The sequence below is a fragment of the Alteromonas sp. W12 genome, assembly GCF_001924945.1.
GTDB lineage: Bacteria > Pseudomonadota > Gammaproteobacteria > Enterobacterales > Alteromonadaceae > Alteromonas > Alteromonas macleodii.
In genome coordinates this window covers 938221-961532 of the sequence record NZ_LQXH01000001.1, presented here as the reverse complement: position 1 = coordinate 961532, position 23312 = coordinate 938221, and the positions used below count along the sequence as shown (strand labels likewise).

Sequence of the window (23312 nt, the reverse complement as noted above, 5' to 3'; positions counted from 1 at the left end):
TTTTTTTCGTTTCGTGTTTTATAAGTGACTGTCCACTTGGTAATTCAATTGATATTTCAAGAATAAAGTAAGCACCACTTTTATTTGGTTAGGTTTACTAGCGTTTAGCTACGAAAAAAAAAGTGGGTGTCCACTTTGCTCTTGTTTGCCACTTCTTCTTTTAAAAAATGAGTGTGTGTCCATTGTGCGAAGCCCCATTGTGCGAGGCCAATTTAATTATATGTTTGTGGTAAATAAGTGACTGTCCACTTCAATTCCAGCCAACCTCTATTTCAACTCTTAGTAAGAAGCGAGTGTCTGTCCACCCAAGCTCCAGCTTTTTCGTGTAAACCCACGCTGCAGTTTTTGTCTATCGATGGATTCAAAACGCGATTAAAAACGCTGTTCTTTTCATCAATTTAGTTAAGATGCAGCCAGAGTGTCTAAAATTCGGGCACACAGTCATTTTTCTTTAATTTTATTGTTGACACTAACGGAACCGACTCTATAATACCGCCCCACTTGCTTAGGCAAGCTTTAAAGAAATATGGACGCTTAGCTCAGTTGGGAGAGCATCGCCCTTACAAGGCGAGGGTCACTGGTTCAAGCCCAGTAGCGTCCACCACTTCCTCACCGTGGTTAAACAGTGAAATCAAAAAATATGGACGCTTAGCTCAGTTGGGAGAGCATCGCCCTTACAAGGCGAGGGTCACTGGTTCAAGCCCAGTAGCGTCCACCACTTCCTCACCGTGGTTAAACAGTGAAATAAAAAATATGGACGCTTAGCTCAGTTGGGAGAGCATCGCCCTTACAAGGCGAGGGTCACTGGTTCAAGCCCAGTAGCGTCCACCACTTCCTCACCGTGGTTAAATAGTGAAATTAAAAATACGGACGCTTAGCTCAGTTGGGAGAGCATCGCCCTTACAAGGCGAGGGTCACTGGTTCAAGCCCAGTAGCGTCCACCATCCCTCTCAATATATCTCAATCTTTAGAAACACAACAATCTAACTCTGTCTTAGTCGTTGTCACGTTAAAGCATTTTGGCTACTCCTACACCAAATCCAGCAATCATTATCAATAACCAGTACTGAAATTCAGCTACGAGCAGCTTCCATTATGCGATAGTCTCCATAAAGAACTATACTTAAGGTGTACTTACCGTGATATGGTAAGAAAAATAAGGGTTCTCATGTTTCAGAGGCAACTAATTGATGAAACTACACTTAGCTAGAAATACTAAGTTGTTAATTGCTGAAGACCAGGTGCTGGCGAAAAGCCATATGCACTATGCACTTGAGCAGTTAGGTTTCAAGAACATGAACTATGTTGATAGGCCCTCTCATGCCCTTTCCGCACTGCAAGAACATGATTATGACGCCATTATCTGCTCTTATAATTTGCGCTCTGAACAAGGCGGTTATTTTTTACTTGAGCAACTAAACGAAACTCAATCACTACCTCTTACCAGCGCATTCATCTTCACCAGTGCAGATACCTCAGCAGAAGTCGTCCACGCCATCATAGAGTTACAGCCGGATGAGTTTATCGCTAAGCCCTTTTCGGTTAACGAGTTAGACAGGCGACTTTCCAGAGTTTTATCAAGGAAAAAAGCGCTAAAGAATATCTATTCATTCATGGATAAAAAGGACTACGAAAAAGCCCTGGCTGAAGTTGAGTTCTTTTTATTGCAGCCTGAGCAAGCCGAACACTTTCCGCTAGCGATGAAGATTAAAGGCGATTTATTGATAATCACAGAAAGGTTTCAAGAAGCCGTAGCCTTTTTTGAATCGATAATTAACGTTCAAGATTTTAGCTGGGCAAAAATGGGGATCGCGAAGAGTCTGTTGGCACTCAATGAATTGGACGATGCCGAAAGAGAAGTTATCCAGTTAGCAATGCGACCTGACTCTGCGCTTGAGGCCTATGACTTACTCGCCAAACTGCAAATTAAGCAGTCAGCTTTTGACGAAGCGCTGGAGTGTACATCGCTTGCGTGCAATATCTCCCCTCAAAACATTGCTAGACATAAGTTAGCGATAAATTTAGCGCGGATCACCCATGATTACGAAAGTCAGTTTAACAGCGCTAAAAAGGTGGTCCGCTACGCGAAAGACTCTATCCATGACAAGCCAGATATTTATTTAACTGCCGCAAGAGCGGGTGTTGATTTTGCTATGACATCTGAGCCCGAACACGTAAACAGCATAGTTAAACAAACTAATGAGTATTTGCGACAGCTGAAAAAGGCTCACCCGAAAGCAGCCTTAAACGATGAGCTGACGGTGATTGACGCGCGTCTTCATTATTTGAAAGACGACACAGTGAAAGCACAAATGCTGTTGTCAGATTTTCACACAGATCATGCCCAACACCACTCCACAGAAGCCTTGCTTGATAGAGCCAAAGCCCTTCATGAAGTAGGAATGAAGAAAGAGTCCCTTGCGATCTTAGACGCCATTTCATCAAGGCAGGATGAGGAGAACGATGAATTAAACCTCATGGCCACCTACTTAAAACAAGAGAAAGAAGAAAAAGAGGCGATTACGCTAAGCCCTAAAATACTTAACAACACCGCCGTTGCGCAGTATAAACGAGGTAATTTAGAACAGTCTTACACAACATTTGCTCAAGCGTTCCGCGTTATGCCTAAAAATCCCTCTATTGCGCTTAACTACCTTCAAGCAATAGTAAGGGCCCGAAAAGCTAACGCGCCTATGCTTCCCGACACCCTTTCGGCCATCAAAAAATGCAGAGAAACACTCGAGTCGGCAGCTTTGTCAGAAGATCAGTATTCTCGCTACGAGAACGTGAAAAGCATTCTAAAGAGCGAATGATAACGTCAGTTATTCCCCTCGCCCTTCTTATACCAATACGCTTACTTAATTAGAGTAGACGACTACTGTCTCGTGATAGAGTTTGTCTTTATACTCAAGCTCGTGACTAAACGTCATTCCTAGCTTTTTCATAATATTGATAGACGCACTATTTTGCGGATTAGCAATAGCAGAGAATTTTTCAACACCTATATCATACAGCGCCTCTTTAACAGACTCCGCAGCCTCTGTTGCGTAGCCCTTGCCCCACGTATGGCGCTTAAAACGCCACCCTAGTTCCATATTGTCACTTTCGGGGTGTTGAGTAAAAAAGCCAAAGGGTCGAACCAAAATCCAACCAATGCTTTCCTTTTCGACTAGCGTTTCCACGCGCCACAGTCCCCACCCTAGAGCTGGATTGGAATAGGCTTGGAAACGAGGAACAAAGATTTCCCGAATATCTTCCTTAGAAGACTTCTTGCCACCGTTGATATATTTCATGACAAGCTCATCTTGGTCGAGCTCCCATAAAAAGTCTGCGTCTTGTTCGGTGATATAATGGTAGGAAAGACGCGCACTGTCCTTGATATGCATATACTTCCTTTATCGTTATTATTTTTAATATACTTACACCGCTGAATATAGCTCATTTTTACAACAAACCAAACTTATTCGATATATTTTTTGCCCTACATTTTCCTTTAACGTAGAGCCAATTAACTAGCCTCCCAGCATGGCAAGGTGCTTGGTTGCCCCCGTTTTACCTTCATGCAAATAGTGTGTTTCGTGTTTTTGGCCGAGCACATCTTGTAAAAAAGCGACCACTTCATCCACATTTCCAGTGGCAAGAAGATGTCTCATGTCTATCCCGTTTTCACTAAACAAGCATAGGTGAAGCTTTCCTGGGGCAGAAACACGTAGTCGATTACAAGTTTTACAAAAATCTTTGCTGTAAGGCATGATTAAGCCAATTTTACCGGCATAGTCAGGGTGGTAAAACTCTTGCGCTGGCCCCGCATCTTTTCTACGCAACAAAGGCTGCCAGCCCATGTCTAACAACGTACTTTTTAGCGGCGTACCACTTTGATGTTGCTTATTGAAAAACTGATTTAAGTCGCCTGTCTCCATTAGCTCTATAAACCGGAGCGTTACTGGCATATCTTTTAGCCAAGCAAGAAACCTATGGAGACGGCTATCGGAAAAATCGTTGAGTAAGACAGAGTTCACTTTCACGTCTAAGCCGGCATCAATCGCTGCGTCTAACCCTCTAAGTACAGCTTTAAGCTTGTCTTGTCCTGTTATAGCGGCAAACTGACGGGGATCTAAACTGTCAATACTTACATTTACTTGGTGTAACCCTGCTTCTTTCCACTGATGCGCAAACTTTTCCATTCGCGCTCCATGTGTTGTCATCGCTACACGTTCGATACCAGGCGTATTACTTGTTAGCTGTAAAATATCAAGAAAGTCTCTTCGCAGCGTTGGTTCGCCGCCTGTTAGGCGCACTTTCGACGTACCTAGCTTAGCGAACGCTTTGAGCAAGGTATCAATTTCGTTTAGCGTCATAAACTGATCGCTCGTCGGGCCTTCATATCCGTCTGGCAAACAGTACTGACAACGAAAGTTGCACGCTTCGGTCACTGACAAACGTAAATAATGAAACTGTCTACCGAAACTATCTTCTAACAAACTAACTCCTTAATCCTGTGCTGCTTAGTCATTCAATTCACGGCTTTCTCAATCTAACAAAAGCCAGTAAAACATTGAGTAAATAACAAGGTAACTAAATTAAACTACCTCTAGTGTACGCGCGGTGAAACCAAAATTAAACACATTCATCGCTATAAATAAGACCATTTTAATCTCTAGCCTATTTCAAAACGTACTTCAAAAAGCGAAAATCGCCCTACACGAGCAGGTTAGCTCAATATCTATTACAACGTTTACGAAAAGCGATTTTTTAAATCAGCGCGTTCATAACACTGTAAACACAATAATAAAGCACACTATAAAATGAGAAAAAACCGTTTTCCTACCAATGTCGACGAACCTGTTAAATGGCACGTTCTCTCACAGCTTTGGCCTTATCTCCTAGAGTTCAAGCACCGTGTATTTCTTGCTCTACTCTGCCTAGTAGCAGCAAAACTTGCCAGTATCGGCCTACCCTATGTATTGAAATACACTGTCGATAGCTTAAATGGCGACCTAACCACGCTTGCATTAGCGGTACCTATCAGCCTTATCGTTGCCTACGGAACACTGCGTTTACTGAATGTTTTGCTCGGCGAAGTACGCGATACGCTATTTGGGCGGGTTACAGAGCGTGCCATGCGCCGCCTTGGCCTAAAAGTCTTTAAACATTTGCACAACTTAGACTTGGGCTTTCATTTAAATCGACGCACAGGCGGATTGTCACGAGATATAGAACGCGGTACCAACGGCGTAAGCTTCCTTATGCGTTTTATGGTGTTTAATATTGTTCCTACCCTATTAGAGATCACTCTTGTTGTAGGCTTACTCTTGTTTCAGTTTGGCGTATCTTTCGCGTTAATTATTGTAGTTAGCGTGGTGGCTTACATTGGCTTTTCGATGAAAGCGACGGATTGGCGCACTCGCTTTGTTACTCAGATGAATGAAGCTGACTCGACCACCAATTCCCGGGCGGTAGACAGCCTGCTAAATTTTGAAACCGTTAAATACTTTAACAACGAATCCTTTGAAGCCAATCGCTACGACACGGATTTAGCTGCATGGGAAAAGGCACGAAGAAAAAACCGCTTGTCGCTATTTGCATTGAATGGCGGCCAAGCTGCCATTATCGCTATCGCCATGACATCTATGATGGCAAACGCCGCCTTTGGCGTCATGAATGGCGAGATGACCATAGGTGACTTTGTTTTGATAAACGCGTTCACTATGCAAATTTTTATGCCCTTAAATTTCTTGGGGTTTGTGTACCGTGAAATTCGAGGGAGCCTTGCGAATATCGATAAGTTGTTTGACCTTCTCGCCCAAACTCCGGCCATAAAAGATGCCCACGACGCTACAGAATTAACCTGTGCGAACCCTGCACTGCGATTTAACAATGTTCATTTTGCATACACTGATAATCGACAGATACTTAACGGCTTAAGCTTTGATGTACCGCCAGGCTCAAAAGTAGCGGTAGTGGGTGAAAGCGGCGCGGGAAAATCAACGCTGATGAAACTACTCTTTCGGTTTTATGAGCCTCAACAGGGCGACATCACGATAAATGGAAAAGACATCACATCGGTTACGCAACAAAGTCTGCGTTCACATATCGGCATTGTCCCTCAGGATACGGTGCTGTTTAACACTACCTTGCTGGAGAACATTCGCTACGGTAACCCTGACGCCAGCGATGAAGACATTAAACAAGTTATCAAACTCGCGCATCTTGAAGCATTTGTAGAAAGCCTACCTGAAAAGCTAGACACAACGGTAGGTGAGCGAGGCCTAAAACTGTCTGGTGGCGAAAAGCAGCGCGTTTCTATCGCAAGGGCCTTACTTAAAGGCGCGCCAATCATGATTTTTGATGAAGCCACCAGCTCGTTAGACAGCACGTCAGAACGCGCGATATTAGCGGCCCTTCGCGACGCTGCTAAGGGACACACCAGCTTAGTCATCGCCCATAGACTGTCCACAATTGTTGATGCCGACAAGATCCTTGTACTTAAAAACGGTACCATTGTAGAGGAAGGGACACACACTTATTTGCTTGAGCAAGGTGGTGAATACGCAGCACTATGGCAAGCACAACAACGTGAAGATGAAGACCTCAACGAAAATCCCAAGACAAAAGGTAATCAGTAAATGGATCCAACGCTTATTAAAGCCGCTATTAACCAAGTGATGCCCTTTGGCAAATACGCTGGAAGACGCCTATTTCATTTACCTGAACCCTATTTGGTCTGGTTTCACAAGCAAGGCTTTCCAGAAAACAAGCTTGGTGAACAGCTCGCTTTAATGTATGAAATTAAGCTAAACGGCTTAGAGTCTGTTGTAGAACCGCTATTAAATGATGACTAGCAATCACAAGGGGACTCACCGTCCCCTAATGGCAAAATGAGTAAACTCTAACCACACGAAGATTTATGCTAGCAAGACCCAGAAAGCAACGTCGAAGTGACGTAAACGAACGTATCAAAAAAATACATAATGCCATTGCCGACAAACTGATGTTGCAACCAGAACTATTCGAAGAAGTCGAAAAAACATTAGAAACCCGTTATCACAACAAAATGATGCGCTATGGAAGCTACCTTCTTTGGAAAGGAATAATTGAGGTTCGCCATCAACCAGACGTATTTAAGGCGCTTCTTTTGGCTGACGACGAGCGCACAGCCAACTTAAGAAGAGAAACCATCTTCGTCGGTATTTTAAGTGAAGATGAACGAGCCGCTATTTTTGCAGGTTAACCAATTGCTAGCTTAGCTTCTGGGTATTTAATGCGGCTTATTCGAGGGCTGGCAATAAAATAAGCCAATGTTAAAGGCCCTAATCTACCCGCGTACATCAGTAAGATAATGATCCACTCACCACTGTTTGACAGCTCGCCAGTTAACCCTCTGGAAAGACCCACGGTCCCAAGAGCAGAAACCGCTTCGAAAACGATATCCAAAAAGTCAGCTTTTTCTGACATTAATAAAAGAAAAATAGCTATCCACGTAATACCTATGGAAATCATCGTAAGCGCTAGCGCTTTGCTGATAGTGTCATTTGAAATTGTTCTGCCAAAGAGTCGTGGCGCAGCTCCCCGCTGAATATAGTTGTATGCGGCAATGATCAAAACGATGAAAGTCATCAGTTTTATACCGCTTGCGGTACTCATTGAGCCCCCGCCGATAAACATTAACAACAACATTAGTGCTGTTGTTGGATCTTCTAACGACGCTATATCCAGCGTATTAAAGCCGGCTGTCCTTGGAGTAACGGCTTGAAACCAAGATGCCCATAATGCGCTTTGAGTATCGAGGTTCGCCAAGGTTGCAGGATTATCACTTTCAATAACAAAGATAAGCAAAAAGGCGGTTACATTGACAATTAGCGTACCCAATATCATTGTCTTGGCATACACAGAGATGCGTTGCCATCTGCGCTTTTTATGAAGCTCTATCCAAACGGAAAACCCGAGACCACCAATAATAAATAATGCAGAAATAGTGATGTTGATAACCGGGTCTCCCACATAGGCGGAAAGACTATCCCCACTTAATGCAAACCCTGCGTTGTTGAACGCAGAGATGGTGTAAAAAAACGCGTGAAATAACGCTTCACTTACTCCTTTTTCCTGCATCCAGTAGGCCGACAGAATACAAAAACCCACTAACTCAACGAAGAAGGCAAAAATCAGTACCGACTTTGCTGTAGATACAAGCGTTGATAAATCTGTTTGATTAAACGCCTCCTTCACTGCCGATTGCTGCAAGAAACTGATTTTACTTCCTAAGGCAATGAGCGTGACGATGGCAAACGTCATCAACCCTAGGCCCCCCAGCTGGATTAAAACCGCAATCACCGCTTGTCCAACTGTTGTAAAAACAGAACCGGTATCGACTACCACAAGACCCGTTACTGTCACCGCCGATGTGGAAGTAAATAGGCTTTGGATCCACGAGATGGGCTCATGAGTCATCATTGGTAATTTTAGGATAACGGTGCCTAAGAAAATCACCGCCACAAAGCTTAGAGAGAGAATAAGAGGCGGCCCTACCTGAATTTTGTTGATACCTTTAGGCGAGCGCTCTATCGGTCTGTAGCCAGGATCCCATCTGTTCATTGTGCTAGCCTAGGCGCTATTTTAACAAGGTTCTCTCTATGGCCGCAGAGGATAACGGTATCTTTCGAAGTAACTTCAAAATCTAACGATGGATTATGATGTAGCTGGTGACCTCGCTTAACTAACAAACAAGAGACTTGCCCCTTACCGACGGACAGCACGTCTTTTAAGCGCTGTGAAGAAAAGTGATCAGACAAAATGACATCAACGATATAAACGCCGTGCCCTATACCCAAGTAGTCATTAACCATTGGGTAGTTAAGCGCTTGCGCCACCCTTGCTCCCATCTCTTCTTCAGGATGAATAATTTTCGACACACCCAGCTTGGATAAAATAGCGTGGTGAGCAGAGCTATTAGCTTTCACCCAAATATTGGCTACGCCCAAGTTTTTTAGTGCTAACGTACACAGTAAGCTAGCTTGCATATCCTCGCCAATAGCAACAAGCACGGCTTCGCTCTGACACAAGTTTAATTCCTTGAGTGCACGCTCATCACTGGCATCACACACAACGCACTGTGTAAACTCACCTGCATACTGTTCAACCAGCTTTTCACTTTGGTCAATTCCTGTAACGGTGTGTCCCATATGAATTAACTCTAAACTGGCCGTTAAGCCAAACTTGCCAAGCCCAATTACACTAAAGTGCGACATTAATTAGCCTCCGGTTTATCAACCGCTATTCGGTAGCCTTGTTTAGGCATTGTCTCTATTAAATCTTTCTCGAACGGATCTATCTTCTTTCTTAGCTGTCTTACAAGAACGCGGATGTAGTGGGTATCTTCACTGTGATGCAGACCCCATATTCTTCTTAACAATTCTTGCTGACTAACAAACGCCCCAGGCTGTTTTGTGAGCTCGTCAAGAAGCTGAACTTCTTTTGGGGCGAGCGCGATAACTTCGCCTTCAACGAGCAGCCGTCGCTCGGTAATATCCAATGCTATCTTGCCAATCTGTCGTGTGGGCGTTGTGGGCTCAACCACAGGATTGAAGTCTCTAAGCAGTACTTTCACCCGAGTGACAAGCTCTCTGATCCCAAAAGGCTTGCTAACATAATCATTGGCCCCCCGGGACAACAGGTCGACCTTGTCTAACTCCTGATCTCTTGCAGACAACACGAGCACTGGCAGGCGACTAGATTCTCTTATGCGTTTAAGTACTTCACTCCCCTCACCATCAGGTAACCCTAAATCGAGTATGACAAGGTCAGGACGGTGCTGATTAAACAATGACAGAGCTTCTCGAACCGAAGCAGCTTCAACACAAAGGTAGCCTTCTGCACCTAGCGCAATGCTCAGCATCTGACGAATATTCGCATCATCTTCAACAAGTAGAATGGTGTGGCTCATTGCGCTAATCCCTTTTTGGAATTGTAATACTGACGAGAAGGCCTGGTGTGGTATTCGACAGCTTGATAGCACCACTATGGGCGTGAACTATGCCTGCTGCTACGCTTAGCCCTAAGCCAATGCCGCCTTTTCCACTATCGCTGCGACGACTGGTTTGAAAAAGCTGTATTGGCGCTTTTAGCTGTTCATCGCTGATCCCTTCGCCTTTATCGGCTATTTGAAACTTAAACTCTCCATCAGAGTGGCTAACCATCAGCAATACACTGTCATCGCTGAATTTAAGGGCATTATCAATTACGTTAAATAAAGCTTGTTCAAACAGTGATTCAGACACAGTTATACCGCGACTGTCACTGTTGTTGATCACTTTTAGTCGTCCACTGTTAATACGACTTTCAAGGTTAACTAAAAAGGCAGTCAGGTTTACATGGGTTAAATTTAGCGCTAACGCGTTATGCTCAATTCGTGTGGCTTGAAGCAGGTTCTCAACGTAAACATAAAGGCGTTTACCTTCATCGTGAACCCCTTCTAACAGTGCCTGTCTCTCAATGTCATCAAGCTTATCTTGATATGTCATATAGGTTTCAACAGAACCGATAATGGTAGAGAGCGGCGTACGCAAATCGTGGGACACAGATCGCAGGACACTAGATTGTGTTTTAACAACCTGTAGTGCATGTTGTTGAGAATTGACGTAGACAGCAAGCTCGCTAATGAGGATGGCTACAATGATGAAAACGACAAAATTTATGCTGTCTTCAACTTCTGCAATTTGAAATGAGTGCAAAGGCTCGGTGAAAAAATAATTAAAGCTCAGTGCTCCAGCTACCCCTGCAAGCAAGCCGTAAAACCTTGAGGTCGTTAACGCCACAATGGCACACGCAAGCTGTAGAATGAGCAGAATACCGCCAAGCGGCAGTAACCAGTTACTAAGTGCTAAACACCCTAAAATAGCCACAGCCATAATAAAGAGTGTATAGAAACCGTGTTTAAATTGGGTCATAGGTCAATCGTGTTTACTTCAACACAACGAGCATATCAACCTAACCTCAAATATACGCGTAAAATTTAGGTAAAAGTCTAATGAACTAACGAGAGAACTGATGAACCTAGCCCCTTTATTCAGGAGCTAAACAACTAAATGCCTTCCCATTGTATTAAGACAGTCTGCGGCTTCTATCTGTTAAACAGAAAATAAAAACTAGCCCTGGATACAGGAGATTTTCCCCTTTCCCACTGATAAGTTTCACTTGCGACGATATGTAACGTTGCTTGGAAACTCAACCAAACAAAGCAATATATAAGGAATGTAACAATGAAAGAACTAACTAACCATGAAGTAAAGCAAGTAAGCGGTGGGAACTACCTAATTGGTGTGGGGTTTGGAGTATTAGGTTCGTACGTGTATGACAGCATAGGTGGGAAGCAAGGGATCGACAACTATATTGAAAACAGTATCGCCTCAGCGAGGTCGAGCATAAACTATTGGAACAGACGTATACTTGGTAAGTCGTGACAAACGTGCTCGTTTCTTTTTTTAGCCATTATGTAAAGTCCAAAGCGATTGGTAAATGGCTTTTTAATGTCGTTTATTATGGCGGTCTCGCACTATGTAGCTACTTTACCTATCTACATACGATGGAGCTGAGAACTGATAATGGTAATTTGATACTTAACGCTGCACCCAACTTTTTGGCGGTTCCCATAACCTGTTCTTTTGCTTTCGCTGTAACGAATGGCAATAAAAAACTTACCGCGCTCTTTTGCGCATTAGGCGTTATAGGATATGAGCTTATGCAGCTTGGGATGGAAGAGCGAACATTTGATAGCTTTGATGTTTTGTTTTCGGTGTTCGGCTATCAGTTTATGCTGTTAGCCATTACTGTTGAGAGAAAAATCACATCAAGAGCTTAAAGAGTAAAAATTTTGAAGAGTGTAAGCTCTAACAACTGGCTAATGTTTAAAACGAAAAAACGGCATCTCAACGATGCCGTTTTTCTAAATTGCCAATGCGATAATGGCTACTTTGAGCATTACGCATTACGCATTACGCATTACGCATTACGCATTACGCATTACGCAAATGATCAGCCACCAAGAATGCCATTTCAAGTACTTGGTCTGCATTTAAGCGTGGATCGCATTGCGTTTTGTAGGCTTGCGCTAAGTCTTCATCGCTAATTTCATAAGCGCCGCCAGTACACTCCGTTACGTGCTGACCGGTCATTTCAAGGTGAATACCACCTGCGTGAGTACCTTCTGCTTCGTGAGCTTGGAAGAACTGCTTAATTTCTTTCAAAATTGCATCAAAGTTACGGGTTTTATAGCCGCTAGATGCCGAGAACGTGTTGCCATGCATCGGGTCAGAACTCCACACTACATGTCTGCCTTCAGCTTTCACTTTACGCAATAAGCGTGGCAAATTGTCGGCTAAATTATCGGCGCCCATACGCGTAATCAGGGTCAGGCGTCCTGGGTCGTTTAGCGGGTTAAGCGCATCAATTAAACGAATAAGCTCGTCTTCTTGCATGCTTGGCCCCACTTTCACACCAATTGGGTTGTGAATGCCACGGAAAAACTCAACGTGCGCATGGTCAAGTTGACGGGTACGCTCGCCAATCCACACCATGTGAGCCGAACAATCGTAAGGCTTACCGGTAAGGGTATCGATGCGTGTTAGCGCCTGCTCATAGTTCAACAGCAATGCTTCATGCGACGTGAACAGTGAGGTCTCGTGCAGCGTAGAACTGGTTTGCGCGTTAATGCCAATAACATCCATAAACTCAAGGGTATCTTGAATACGGTTGGCCATATCAGAATAACGTTCTTTAAGCGGATTGTTTTCAACGAACGCCATGTTCCAGCGGTTAACTTCATGAAGGTCGGCCAAACCACCTTGCGCGAACGCGCGAAGTAAATTCAGTGTTGACGCACTGCGATGGTAGGCTTCCAACAAACGGTCAGGATCTGGTCGACGGGCCGCTTCGGTAAATTCGAAGTTATTGATGATATCACCACGATAGCTTGGCAAAGTCACGCCACCGCGGGTTTCGAAATCTGATGAGCGCGGCTTGGCGTACTGGCCTGCCATACGGGCAACCTTAGTTACCGGGCAACGACCAGCAAAGGTAAGCACAATGGCCATTTGAAGAATAACTTTAAAGGTATCGCGAATTTTAGGCGCATTAAATTCGTCAAACGACTCAGCACAGTCGCCGCCTTGTAAAAGAAAGCCTTTACCCAAGCTGACTTCACCTAGCTGGCGTCTTAGCTCGCGGGCTTCAGCAGCAAATACAAGCGGTGGATAAGAACTTAATGTTTGCTCTACTTCTTTTAAACGTGCTTTATCGTCGTACTCTGGTTGCTGAAGAATAGGTTTATTTCTCCAACTGTCTACTTGCCAATTACTCAACGGTGTTCTCCTGAATAAAAAACGTAGGGCAAACGTTTTACTGAAAATATTTATTGAAGCTAGACGCTTCGAATAAAAAGACTGTAACGCGCTTAACAGTGCGTCTGTAGCGCTTTTTTCTAATCAGTTTAATGTGAAAATGTGAATCTAAAAAAATGCTGGGGGCACTTTACCACATTTATTCTAGGGAAATAGGTGCGCAAACTTGAATTTCTAGAAAGTTATCGTGCTTGCTTATAGCAAAATGGCATTCAAACACACTTTCTAAGTTTGTTTGCGTGGCCACCTCTTGTGGCTTACCGAACGCTACCATACGACCTTTTTGCATAAGCCATAAACTATCGCAATAGTTGGCACTAAGCGCGATATCGTGAGACGTCATAAGAAGGGTATTCCCTTTATCGCAAAGGAATTTTACCAAACTAGCCAGTGCATATTGATGCCTTATATCAAGTCCTTGCAATGGCTCGTCTAAAAGCACTACCCCCTCTCCGCGCTCTAACTGCGGCCATATTTGCAAAAGCGAACGACAAATTTCTACTCGCTGACGCTCACCGCCAGAAAGCTGGGTGACAATTTGGTTCAAGAAACCCGATATTTCGAGTGCTTTTTCTAAAACCGGAGGAATTAGTTCATCTTGCTGTGCTGTTGCATAAAAGCTTAGGTACTCTTTTACCGTCAAGTGAAAACCACTTTCGCTTTGTTGCGCTAATAAGGTGCGCACACTCGCAAGTGTTGCCAGCGACCAATCGTTCATTGGTTTGCCTAGCAGCATGACGGTGCCCTCATCAGCGTCAATAAGGCCCGCAAGGGTAAGCAACAGCGTTGATTTCCCTGCCCCATTTGGCCCTATAATGTGAACACACTCGCCTTTTTTTGCACGTAAACCTTCCACCGAAAGTCGCGATGCCACTTTTACATTCTGTAAGCTTAAAACGGTACGACTATCTGCTAGGTTATGGCTATTCGCTGGGCTATTGCAATCAGCAACGTCATCTTTAACGCTAACGTTTTGCTTAGGGTTAGTAATTATGGTGTCTTGCTCACTAGCATTTATTCGTTCATTGCTGCCAGAATCAGGGCGTTGCTGGGGTCTAAAATTGTTTGTCGTCATTTCATTTCCCCTCCACTACCCTTTTATTTGACCTTTAGCTAATGCCCAAATTAATAATGGACCGCCTAACGTAGCTGTTACCATAGACACCGGAAGCGTAATGGCACGGGTCATTTCAGAGCTTAACGCAACCAGCATCAGCAGACTTGCACCACTCAATGCACTTAACGGCAACAAATAGCGATTATTATGCCCGATGATCAAACGTAAGATATGCGGTACTAACAAGCCAACAAAAGCAATAGAGCCTGCCATAGACACCGCAGTACCTACAGCAATAGCACAGACAATGAGTGCGCGCTCAGTGAGTTTCTCCACATCCACACCACTACTTTTTGCTGCAAGTTCACCAGCATAGAGCTTGTTTAAATCGCCGGCGAAATAAAGCTGTAATGCGACAGCAACAGCGATTAACGGGCCGCCCACTGACAAAATTAACCAGTTAGTTTGGTACAAACTACCCATTAACCAGAAAGTAAGATTGCGCAGGGCATTAGCGTCGCTGAACATGTAAAGCCACGCTATAACGGCGCCGCTAAGAGTAGAGATGGCAATACCCGCTAGAATAACAGCCGTAGAGGAGCCCAACAGTTTTCTGGCTAAGCGGTAGATAATAAATGTAGATAACAACGCACCAATAAAACATCCCAAAGGCAGTAAATAGTGTAGGTACGCTGTAGCCCATTGTGGGGTGAGCAATAGCAAAAGCGCAGCAACCAAGCTTGCGCCACTCGTAATCCCAATAATTCCCGGATCTGCCAGGGGATTTCGCAGTACTACTTGCAATGTAGCGCCACTTGTAGACAGTGCCGCCCCTACTAAACACGCAGTGAGAATAAGCGGTATTTGAAGCTGAACAATAATATGCTGTTTTAGTTCAGCCGCCGTATCAGACAGCCCTGTCACGCCAACAATCCCTACCACACCTATGACGAGTGACAAAAGTACTGTTATTACAACCAAAGTGACGGCGGTGCGTTTAGTTCCTGTCATTGTCAATACGGGTTCTCAACGTGGGCTTTCGAGATGGTTTATCAATATGATTTGCGTTTATTGTTGTTGGGTTTGTTTAATATGCGCAATCAAACCGTCCGACGCTTCTTCGATAAGATCCAACACCAGCTCAAAGCCGCGCTTGCCGCCATAATATGGATCAGGTACTTCTTTATCGTCTGCATTTGCAAAATCAAGAAACAGCTTAATTTTATCGTGGTACTGGCTAGGCGACATACCGTGCAAATTAGCAAGGTTGCTGTTATCCATGGCAAGAATGAAATCAAATCGCTCAAAGTCGCTTTCATCCACACGTCGGCATTTTAGCCCTTTGAAACTGTAGCCTCGTTCTACGCCTGCGGCTTGCGAACGCTTATCGGGCGGGTTACCAATGTGATAGCCGTGGGTTCCCGCTGAGTCAATTTCAATATTTAATCCGGCTTGTGCAGCCTTGTGTTTGAACACGGCTTCTGCGGTTGGAGAACGACAAATATTACCCAAACACACGAACAACACCGATGTAGATTGTTTCATTCAAAATCCTATTTCAACGCAGTGACGGAGCGCGACTAAACTTTATGCCTAGTTTCACGTATGATACGCCGTCAGAAAAATTGTGGAGTTAGTATGACCGCACATGTACTTATGCTAAGTAGCTCACGTCAAGGCGACGAGGCTTACTTAGAGCACGCTAGAGCGCTTATTTTTGCACACTTAGGCGAAATTCGCGACCTTCTATTTGTTCCTTATGCCGCCGTCACTCAAACGTACGATAGCTATGTAGACGCCGTTGCAACCGCCCTGCCAGAGTGCAAGGTTACGGGCCTACATACCGTTGAAGATCCGGTTGCCGCTGTAAATAACGCAAAGAAAAACGGCCAAGCCATTGTTGTAGGCGGTGGAAACACCTTTCACTTGCTTTCTACCCTTTATGCAAACGCGCTTATTGTGCCAATAAAGCACGCCATCGCCGATTGTACGCCTTATATTGGCTGGAGTGCGGGTTCGAATATTTGTGGTCAATCAATTAGAACCACTAACGACATGCCCATTATCGAGCCGCCTAGCTTTGATGCACTAGATATCGTGCCGTTTCAGTTAAACCCGCACTACACCGATTATCAGCCGCCGGGCCACAATGGCGAAACCCGCGACCAACGTCTGGCAGAGTTCACCACGCTTAATCCAACCACGCCAGTAGTTGCTATTCGCGAAGGCACAGCGCTGCGCCTTACTCATAATCAACTTACCCTAGTGGGTGAAAAAGACGGCTTTATCTTTTTAGGTGAAGAAAAAACATCAATTCATTCAGGTGATGATTTAACTTATTTGCTTGATAGCGGCGAATAGCGCCTCATCATTAGGCGCTACTTGGTAGGGAATTTCTGCCAGTAGCGGCTCGGGTAACATGGCTTTAAGAGAGTGCAGATTTTCTTGGTATCGCGTCATGTTACCCGTGATGTCGTTCGCAACCCATCCTTTAATGGTAAGTCCATCAGCGCGAATTGCTTCTGCCGTTAATAGCGCGTGATTTAAGCAACCCAAACGCATGCCTACAACTAAAATCACATCCATTTTGAGTGTTTTCACGACATCAGAAAGATAGTAAGTGGGCGTATACTCATCACCTACCGTTAGCGGTAAACGCCACCCACCTGCACCTTCCATTAACAAAAGATCTGGTTGATAGGCGTGCAGTTCGTCAAGCCCTCTAGCTATTCCGTCTAACGTTAACGCAACACCTTCTTCAAGGGCAGCAATATGTGGTGCAATAGCCGGTTTTAGTGCAATTGGGTTTATTTGATGCAAAGGAAGTGTCTGTCCACTTTCTTCGTTTTTTTCATTTGCGCTTTTTAGCTGGTTATTATCTGTAATTTTAATGGCTTTATTTGTGCGTATTTTGGAGCACGCTTTCTGAATATTTAGCGCATCTTCGTTAACCCACTCGCCGTTTATCTGTTCGCATCCGGCTGCAATAGGCTTGTAGCCGATGGCGCTTAACGAGGATTTTTGCGCAGCTTGTAGTAGTTGGCAGGTAACATAGGTTTTACCTACTTCGGTGTCGGTACCGGTAATGAAATACTGCTTCATCGTTTTTCCAATCTAAAATGACTCACGCGGTAGGTAAGCGGTAACTTACTTTCTACACCGCTCATATTGCTGTAAGCCATAGCTAATTTTTTAATATCTCGACGGGTGAGCGGCGGTTGTTTTCGGCCGGTCTCACCTGCCCCCACCCCTTTCACAGAGCGCAATAGCGACATAATATCGCAGTGAGTATCGACATAGTCCTTAGTAATCACTCGTTGCAAAGAAAGGCCCGACTGCTTAAAACCATTTACCCATTGTTCGGTTGTTGGCATATAGGTTTCGGCCTGTGGAAGCTGCGCTACTTTGCGCGCCGTTTTAAGCTCACTAAATGAACCCGCCACCATAATCGCCAGCTCGGCAATACCACTCTTTTCAAGCACTCGCGCTATCTCATTAGCAACAAGCCCAGTATCGCTAACCCACTGAAGCGCCATAGATGAAAATACGGTTGAAAATTGGCTATCAGAGAAAGGCAAATCAACAGCACTACCCTGAATAAAAATGGGGTCAGAGTACATTTTTCTGGCCTGCGCCAACATGCCCTCGGCAATGTCTACGCCAGTTGCAGCTGCACCTTTATTTGCAAGCGCTTGGGTATGAATTCCGGTACCACAGCCAATATCAAGAGCCGTCCCCTGTAGGTCTATCGGTAAGTTCGCTAATGCCTGCTTGGCAATAATGCGCTGAACACTTGCAATACTGTTGTACTGCGCGGCTGCTTTTGAAAAACGATGTGCCACGTCCTGCTCGTTAATTGCTGGAGTAGTATCATTGCGTTCAGCTTTTGCAGCGCCTTTAGTTGTTATAGAGCCTTCAGCTGTAACATAGCTCTCAGTCTTAGCGTTTTCCTCAGCATTCAAATGTGCCGCAGCTTTGGAAGAGCAATCAGAAGGGTAAGCACTTTTAACTGTGAGAGTCCCTTTAGCGTTGGTCGCCCCCTCAGATTCAAATGATGTCTCGGACGTAAAAGCCCCGTTTGCCTTAAAAGCCGCCTGCGCCGCGTCACGCGACAGCTTACCGTCGAAGAGACTTCTCGATTCTGCCGACATAGCAGCTTTTATAGCGGGACTTAGTGACATCGTTACATCTCTTTTTTACTTACAGAGTCAGGAGTATTCACAGCGCTGTCTGATTCTTTTTCTACTGCAGTCTCACTTAACAGAAAGTTATTAAGTGAAAGCTCTAGGGCATCAAGCAATACGTCAATATCCTGTGATGAATGATTTGACGTAAGCGTAATACGCAGCCTGTCTTGGTTTTTCGGTACAGTAGGCTGCCTGATAGCCGTTGCCCAAATGCCGCGCTGTTTTAGCCCGTCACTTAGTGCAATTGCACGTTCTGGGCTACCAACGATAATAGGCTGAATCGCGCTTTGTGATTGCCCCAAAGTGATTTCAATTGGTGCTTTGTCTTTCTCGCTTGAATTGAGTGTCTGTCCAAAACGTTTTTGAAACGAGTCTCTGAAATAGGCGATATTGTTATGCAGCGTTTCGCGGCGGGCAGTATCACTGGCGATATGTGTAAGAGAGTACAACGTCGCGACCGCTTGTGCTGGTGGCATGGCAGTGGAATACACATAATGTTTAGAAAAATTCACCAGATAATCAATTAGGGTTTGGCTTCCCGCAATAAAGGCGCCGGCCGTGCCCACTGCTTTGCCAAATGTTCCCATAACAATAGGCGCTTGTTGCTGGCTTAAGTTTAGTGCTTCTGCTGTGCCGAAGCCGTTTTCACCCAATACACCCATACCGTGTGCATCGTCTAACATGAACCATGCATTATATTTAGCGGCCAGTTCAGCGATATCTTCACAAGGCGCTACGTCACCGTCCATACTAAACACACCTTCACTGGCAATCAGAGTGTCTTGCTGGTTTGCACCAGAATTACCAACCGCATCGGGCACCTGGCTTTGACAAACGCTCGATAGCAGGCTCTCTAAATGACTTAGATCGTTATGCTTGAAACGGCGAAGCTTAGCGCTGTCAGATACACATTGCGCCCCCTCTAAAAACGAAGCGTGCATGAGCTTGTCGGCAATAATATGACCCGCACTCGCGCTTTTATTAGGGTGAGACATGTGAGGAAAAAGTGCCATGCACAGTGCCTGATTGGCGGCAAAGCCAGAGTTAAACAACAGCGTAGCTTCTCGGTTTAACCCATCGGCAATGTAGGCTTCTAGCGCCAAATGAGCCTGTGTGTGCCCAGTTACCAAAGGCGATGCACCACTGCCACCACCAAATTGCGCTAGTCCCTCAACCCAACTTTGCAATACACCCTCATGCTGGCGCATGCCTAAGTAGTCATTGCTTGAAAAATTAAGGTAGTGCTCACCGTTGATACAAATAATGCTGTCTTTTTCGTATTGTTGGCAGTGGCGCTGGCGCAGCAAGCCTTGCTCGGCACGCGCGCTCAGCGAATCGTCTAACCAGTGAAAGGCCATTACGCCTCCGTTAAATGCTGTTTCTTTGGCGCTACCTTAGGCTTGGTTGCATCAATAAACAAGTCGTTACTGTCGTCGGCTTGTTCTTGTTGCTGGGCAATTTCTTCTTCTAACACTTGTTGATGTGCTTCGTCTGAGTAATCCCTTGTACGCTCAGTATTAATACCAAGCTTTTTGAACAGCATTACATCTTCATGGGTATCTGGATTTGACGTGGTTAACAGCTTGCAGCCATAGAAAATAGAGTTCGCGCCTGCCATAAAACAAAGCGCCTGCATTTGTTCGTTCATTGCTTCGCGGCCTGCCGACAAGCGCACATGTGACTTAGGCATCATAATACGAGCAACGGCAATAGTGCGGATAAACTCAAAATAGTCCAAGTCTTCTACACTATCGAGTGGCGTACCTTTTACTTTAACCAACATATTAATAGGTACACTTTGAGGCTGCTCAGGAAGGTTTGCTAATTGCACTAACATACTAGCCCGATCGCTCACCGTTTCTCCCATGCCAACAATTCCCCCAGAGCAAACATTCATACCTGCAGCACGCACGTTCTCTAACGTATTCAATCGGTCTTGGTAAGTACGGGTCGTGATAATATCGCCGTAGTATTCCGGAGAGGTATCAAGGTTGTGATTATAATAATCAAGGCCCGCTTGCTTTAAGGCCACAGCTTGATCGCGGGTCAACATACCTAGCGTCATGCAGGTTTCTAAGCCTAAGCTTTTCACCTCTTCAACCATTTTCAAAATGTAAGGCATGTCTCTGTCGCGTGGGTTTCGCCAAGCAGCTCCCATACAAAAACGGGTTGAGCCTACTTGCTTTGCCTCTTTCGCACGCTGGATAACTTTTTCAATTTCTAGCAGGCGCTCTTTCTCTAGGCCCGTATCATACCGAGCACTTTGCGGGCAGTACTTACAGTCTTCAGGACAAGCACCGGTTTTAATCGACAAAAGCGTGCTAACCTGCACTTCATTCGGATTAAAATGCTGCCTATGCACCACTTGGGCATTAAACAGTAAATCGTTAAATGGCATGGCAAACAAAGCTTCGACTTCGGCTTTGGTCCAATCGTTTCGAATAGTTGTCGTTTGCGCAGAAGGCGCACTAGCCAGCGTCATTGACTGTCCTTTACTAATTATTATTGCTGGCTTAGTCTATGCCCCAATATCGAGTTGTCAACTCTGACCAATTTAAAACCTTTACTAACGGTTAATTTGTGAACAATATAGAATTTGATAAACAACACATTTGGCACCCTTATACCTCGGCGGTTAATCCCCTTCCCTGCTATGAAGTAGTTGGTGCAAAAGGCGCTGAACTTACCTTGGCCACAAGTGAAGTGCTAGTAGATGGCATGTCTAGCTGGTGGGCAGCTATTCACGGTTACAACCATCCTGTACTCAACGATGCTGCGCACAAGCAAATTGACGCATTTTCTCACGTTATGTTTGGCGGTATTACCCACCAGCCGGCGGTAGATTTGTGTAAATCGTTACTGAACATGGTGCCGGCAGGTTTAGAGCGTGTATTTTTAGCAGACTCTGGCTCAGTGTCTGTTGAAGTTGCGATAAAGATGGCGATTCAGTATTGGGCGTGTCAAGGGCGCTCAGAGAAGTCACGCATTGTCGCGCCGCGCAATGGCTACCATGGCGACACGTTCGCTGCAATGAGCGTGTGCGATCCCGTTAACGGCATGCATAGTTTATTTGAGGGTGTACTAAGCAAGCAGATTTTTGCGCCCGCTCCTCAAACTCGCTTTGGCCAAACGTTTAGCGAAGATGACATTCTTCCACTTGAAGAGATTTTTGAAAAGCATCACCACACGATGGCAGCCCTTATCCTAGAACCTGTTGTTCAAGGCGCGGGAGGCATGCGTATTTACCACCCCGAATACTTAAAGCGCTGCCGACAGCTTTGCGATACCTACGACGTACTTTTAATTTGCGATGAAATTGCTACTGGCTTCGGCCGTACAGGTAAGCTCTTCGCTTGCGAGCATGCAGGTATTTCGCCTGACATCATGTGTTTGGGTAAAGCGATTACGGGTGGTTATATGACACTGGCCGCGACCTTGTGTACCGAAGACGTGGCTTTAGGGGTTTGCCAAGGGGAGCCAGGCGTATTTATGCACGGTCCAACCTACATGGGCAACCCGTTAGCCTGCACGGTGGCCAATGCCAGCCTGTCGCTCATTAACGAAAATCATTGGCAGCAACAAGTCCCTGTCATTGAGAAACAATTACAAACCGAATTGGCAAAATGTGCAGACTTGCCGCGAGTCGCTGACGTACGGGTGTTAGGTGCTATAGGGGTAGTCGAGACGGTAAATCCCGTCAATGTTGCCGAAATTCAACGCCATTTTGTGAAACATGGCGTGTGGATACGGCCATTCGGGAAATTGGTATACATTATGCCTCCTTACATTATATCTTCCGAGCAGTTAAGTAAGCTGACCCATGCGATTTACACCGCCTTGAAATAGTGTGTGAGATTGTTACGCTAACTATCTTCTTGGGTGAAATATGAGTTTTGAACCACCAGTTGACGTCAATTGGCCCGAGGGTTGATGTTAGTTTTGTTATAGAGTGAACATTCAACTTTAAAGCGGGTCACTAATTAGATCATTAATGCAGAGTGTTTATAGCGAGATTTGAATGATAGTACGTGTTTTAGATAAAGTTGTATTTGCAGTCTTGTTTATCATTACACTTCAAGTCCCCATCTTGGCGGATCATTATCGTCAATACCTCAATGGTTATTATGATGCACTGAGAGATGAAGTTTCTAGTTCGTCAGCGCTCGCCAAGCAGCATGGTTTTTCTTCGGTTGAAGCCATGCTTGAAAGCTTACAGAAAAACAGTGAGCCAGTTGTGCGAGAGAATGCCTCGATGAAAGCCACACGCTTCGCCCAGATCACCACTTTAGAGCAAGGCATGAGGAAGCTAGAGCACGGTCATTACTTCGAAAAGCTTGTGTTTATGGCCTCGCCTTCTCAATATGGTACGCTCAAGCGCGTGTTAGATAATTTCAGCCCCTCTGTCCCACTAACGCCTTCGTCAATTGTGTTCAGCCTTGTTACCGCTATATTACTTAATCTGTTAATTTGGACGCCACACTTCTGCTATTGTCAGGTTAAGAAAATTAAAAATAAACCCAAACGCTACGCTTATAAATAGCACTTGGGTTTATCTTGTTGATACGTGGTTTATTGTTTTTTAAAAAGCCACTTCTACCAGTCCAACTAAACCAACACATTAGATCTTAATGAGCTGCATGGCTTTGGTATTTCATGGCCTGAGATTTCAAGGCATCA

23 protein-coding genes and 4 tRNA genes are annotated in these 23312 nt (G+C 44.9%); 13 read left to right on the top strand and 14 right to left on the bottom strand.

All coding sequences use genetic code 11. The annotated features are described in order from the left end of the window. Nucleotides 1–528: 528 nt before the first annotated feature. The 5 genes from AWH61_RS04015 (at nucleotide 529) to AWH61_RS03995 (ending at nucleotide 2813) form a co-directional block, all read left to right on the top strand. Nucleotides 529–604: transfer RNA gene (locus AWH61_RS04015), tRNA-Val, on the top strand. Nucleotides 605–642: 38 nt separating this feature from the next. Beyond that, nucleotides 643–718 (top strand) — tRNA-Val (locus tag AWH61_RS04010). Between the two features lie 37 nt (nucleotides 719–755). After that, nucleotides 756–831, top strand: a tRNA-Val gene (locus tag AWH61_RS04005). 37 nt (nucleotides 832–868) lie between these two features. After that, nucleotides 869–944, top strand: a tRNA-Val gene (locus AWH61_RS04000). A 246-nt stretch (nucleotides 945–1190) separates the two neighbouring features. Beyond that, nucleotides 1191–2813: a response regulator gene (locus tag AWH61_RS03995; RefSeq protein ID WP_075176256.1), complete on the top strand. Its 1623-nt coding sequence runs from the start codon at nucleotides 1191–1193 to the stop codon at nucleotides 2811–2813. A 45-nt stretch (nucleotides 2814–2858) separates the two neighbouring features. Here the strand turns inward: AWH61_RS03995 and AWH61_RS03990 are convergent, their stop codons facing one another. Together AWH61_RS03990 and moaA are read right to left on the bottom strand one after the other, a co-directional pair. Beyond that, nucleotides 2859–3386: a GNAT family N-acetyltransferase gene (locus tag AWH61_RS03990; RefSeq protein WP_014948922.1), complete on the bottom strand. Its 528-nt coding sequence runs from the start codon at nucleotides 3384–3386 to the stop codon at nucleotides 2859–2861. Nucleotides 3387–3512: 126 nt separating this feature from the next. Next, entirely contained in the window at nucleotides 3513–4481 is a 969-nt protein-coding gene (moaA, locus tag AWH61_RS03985; RefSeq protein WP_014976074.1) for a GTP 3',8-cyclase MoaA, read from the bottom strand. A 324-nt stretch (nucleotides 4482–4805) separates the two neighbouring features. Here moaA and AWH61_RS03975 point away from each other — a divergent pair, with 324 nt between their 5' ends. From AWH61_RS03975 to AWH61_RS03965, 3 genes are all read left to right on the top strand, one after another. After that, nucleotides 4806–6626: an ABCB family ABC transporter ATP-binding protein/permease gene (locus tag AWH61_RS03975; protein ID WP_075176254.1), complete on the top strand. Its 1821-nt coding sequence runs from the start codon at nucleotides 4806–4808 to the stop codon at nucleotides 6624–6626. Further along, entirely contained in the window at nucleotides 6627–6842 is a 216-nt protein-coding gene (locus tag AWH61_RS03970; protein ID WP_014948919.1) for a DUF3820 family protein, read from the top strand. 65 nt (nucleotides 6843–6907) lie between these two features. Continuing rightward, a complete protein-coding gene (locus AWH61_RS03965; RefSeq protein WP_075176253.1) occupies nucleotides 6908–7231 on the top strand; it encodes a hypothetical protein in 324 nt (107 codons plus the stop codon). On the opposite strand, the gene AWH61_RS03960 is transcribed toward AWH61_RS03965, so the two are convergent. The 4 genes from AWH61_RS03960 to AWH61_RS03945 are packed head-to-tail and all read right to left on the bottom strand — an operon-like array spanning nucleotide 7228 to nucleotide 10943. Further along, nucleotides 7228–8592, bottom strand: a complete 1365-nt coding sequence (locus AWH61_RS03960) for a TrkH family potassium uptake protein (protein WP_075176252.1) — start codon at nucleotides 8590–8592, stop codon at nucleotides 7228–7230. The genes AWH61_RS03965 and AWH61_RS03960 overlap by 4 nt on opposite strands. Further along, on the bottom strand, nucleotides 8589–9245 hold the full coding sequence (locus AWH61_RS03955) for a potassium channel family protein (RefSeq protein WP_014948916.1): 657 nt from the start codon (nucleotides 9243–9245) through the stop codon (nucleotides 8589–8591). Before AWH61_RS03955 ends, AWH61_RS03960 begins: the two co-directional genes overlap by 4 nt. Next, nucleotides 9245–9940, bottom strand: a complete 696-nt coding sequence (locus AWH61_RS03950; RefSeq protein ID WP_075176251.1) for a response regulator transcription factor — start codon at nucleotides 9938–9940, stop codon at nucleotides 9245–9247. The genes AWH61_RS03955 and AWH61_RS03950 overlap by 1 nt, the downstream gene beginning before the upstream one ends. A 4-nt stretch (nucleotides 9941–9944) precedes the next feature. Further along, complete coding sequence (locus tag AWH61_RS03945; RefSeq protein ID WP_075176250.1) at nucleotides 9945–10943, bottom strand: sensor histidine kinase; 999 nt, start codon at nucleotides 10941–10943, stop codon at nucleotides 9945–9947. Nucleotides 10944–11255: 312 nt separating this feature from the next. Between AWH61_RS03945 and AWH61_RS03940 the strand changes: the two genes are divergently transcribed. Then, complete coding sequence (locus tag AWH61_RS03940; protein WP_014978804.1) at nucleotides 11256–11456, top strand: hypothetical protein; 201 nt, start codon at nucleotides 11256–11258, stop codon at nucleotides 11454–11456. After that, nucleotides 11453–11854: a hypothetical protein gene (locus AWH61_RS03935; protein ID WP_075176249.1), complete on the top strand. Its 402-nt coding sequence runs from the start codon at nucleotides 11453–11455 to the stop codon at nucleotides 11852–11854. The genes AWH61_RS03940 and AWH61_RS03935 overlap by 4 nt, the downstream gene beginning before the upstream one ends. A gap of 154 nt (nucleotides 11855–12008) precedes the next feature. Here AWH61_RS03935 and AWH61_RS03930 read toward each other — a convergent pair whose 3' ends face one another. The 4 genes from AWH61_RS03930 to AWH61_RS03915 form a co-directional block, all read right to left on the bottom strand. Next, nucleotides 12009–13352 (bottom strand): class II 3-deoxy-7-phosphoheptulonate synthase, encoded by a 1344-nt coding sequence (locus tag AWH61_RS03930; RefSeq protein WP_069944011.1) that lies wholly within the window; start codon nucleotides 13350–13352, stop codon nucleotides 12009–12011. A 178-nt stretch (nucleotides 13353–13530) separates the two neighbouring features. After that, nucleotides 13531–14466 carry an ABC transporter ATP-binding protein gene (locus tag AWH61_RS03925; RefSeq protein ID WP_014976066.1) on the bottom strand — a complete coding sequence of 312 codons (936 nt, stop codon included), beginning with the start codon at nucleotides 14464–14466 and terminating at the stop codon, nucleotides 13531–13533. Between the two features lie 15 nt (nucleotides 14467–14481). Continuing rightward, on the bottom strand, nucleotides 14482–15459 hold the full coding sequence (locus AWH61_RS03920) for a FecCD family ABC transporter permease (protein WP_014976065.1): 978 nt from the start codon (nucleotides 15457–15459) through the stop codon (nucleotides 14482–14484). Nucleotides 15460–15516: 57 nt separating this feature from the next. Continuing rightward, nucleotides 15517–15993 (bottom strand): low molecular weight protein-tyrosine-phosphatase, encoded by a 477-nt coding sequence (locus AWH61_RS03915; RefSeq protein ID WP_014948910.1) that lies wholly within the window; start codon nucleotides 15991–15993, stop codon nucleotides 15517–15519. A gap of 93 nt (nucleotides 15994–16086) precedes the next feature. On the opposite strand from AWH61_RS03915, the gene pepE reads away from it, so the two are divergent. Then, a complete protein-coding gene (gene pepE, locus AWH61_RS03910) occupies nucleotides 16087–16809 on the top strand; it encodes a dipeptidase PepE (RefSeq protein ID WP_075176248.1) in 723 nt (240 codons plus the stop codon). On the opposite strand, the gene bioD is transcribed toward pepE, so the two are convergent. The 4 genes from bioD to bioB are packed head-to-tail and all read right to left on the bottom strand — an operon-like array spanning nucleotide 16780 to nucleotide 21117. Next, nucleotides 16780–17550 carry a dethiobiotin synthase gene (gene bioD / locus AWH61_RS03905; RefSeq protein ID WP_075176247.1) on the bottom strand — a complete coding sequence of 257 codons (771 nt, stop codon included), beginning with the start codon at nucleotides 17548–17550 and terminating at the stop codon, nucleotides 16780–16782. The genes pepE and bioD overlap by 30 nt on opposite strands. After that, nucleotides 17547–18629: a methyltransferase domain-containing protein gene (locus AWH61_RS03900; RefSeq protein WP_075176246.1), complete on the bottom strand. Its 1083-nt coding sequence runs from the start codon at nucleotides 18627–18629 to the stop codon at nucleotides 17547–17549. The genes bioD and AWH61_RS03900 overlap by 4 nt, the downstream gene beginning before the upstream one ends. Before the next feature lie 2 nt (nucleotides 18630–18631). Beyond that, nucleotides 18632–19993, bottom strand: coding sequence for an aminotransferase class I/II-fold pyridoxal phosphate-dependent enzyme (locus tag AWH61_RS03895; RefSeq protein ID WP_075176245.1), 1362 nt, complete (start codon nucleotides 19991–19993; stop codon nucleotides 18632–18634). Then, a complete protein-coding gene (gene bioB, locus AWH61_RS03890; protein ID WP_014976059.1) occupies nucleotides 19993–21117 on the bottom strand; it encodes a biotin synthase BioB in 1125 nt (374 codons plus the stop codon). The genes AWH61_RS03895 and bioB overlap by 1 nt, the downstream gene beginning before the upstream one ends. A gap of 98 nt (nucleotides 21118–21215) precedes the next feature. Here bioB and bioA point away from each other — a divergent pair, with 98 nt between their 5' ends. After that, nucleotides 21216–22481, top strand: a complete 1266-nt coding sequence (gene bioA, locus AWH61_RS03885) for an adenosylmethionine--8-amino-7-oxononanoate transaminase (protein ID WP_075176244.1) — start codon at nucleotides 21216–21218, stop codon at nucleotides 22479–22481. A gap of 172 nt (nucleotides 22482–22653) precedes the next feature. After that, on the top strand, nucleotides 22654–23175 hold the full coding sequence (locus tag AWH61_RS03880) for a DUF2937 family protein (RefSeq protein ID WP_014948903.1): 522 nt from the start codon (nucleotides 22654–22656) through the stop codon (nucleotides 23173–23175). The last annotated feature ends 137 nt before the right edge of the window (nucleotides 23176–23312 follow it).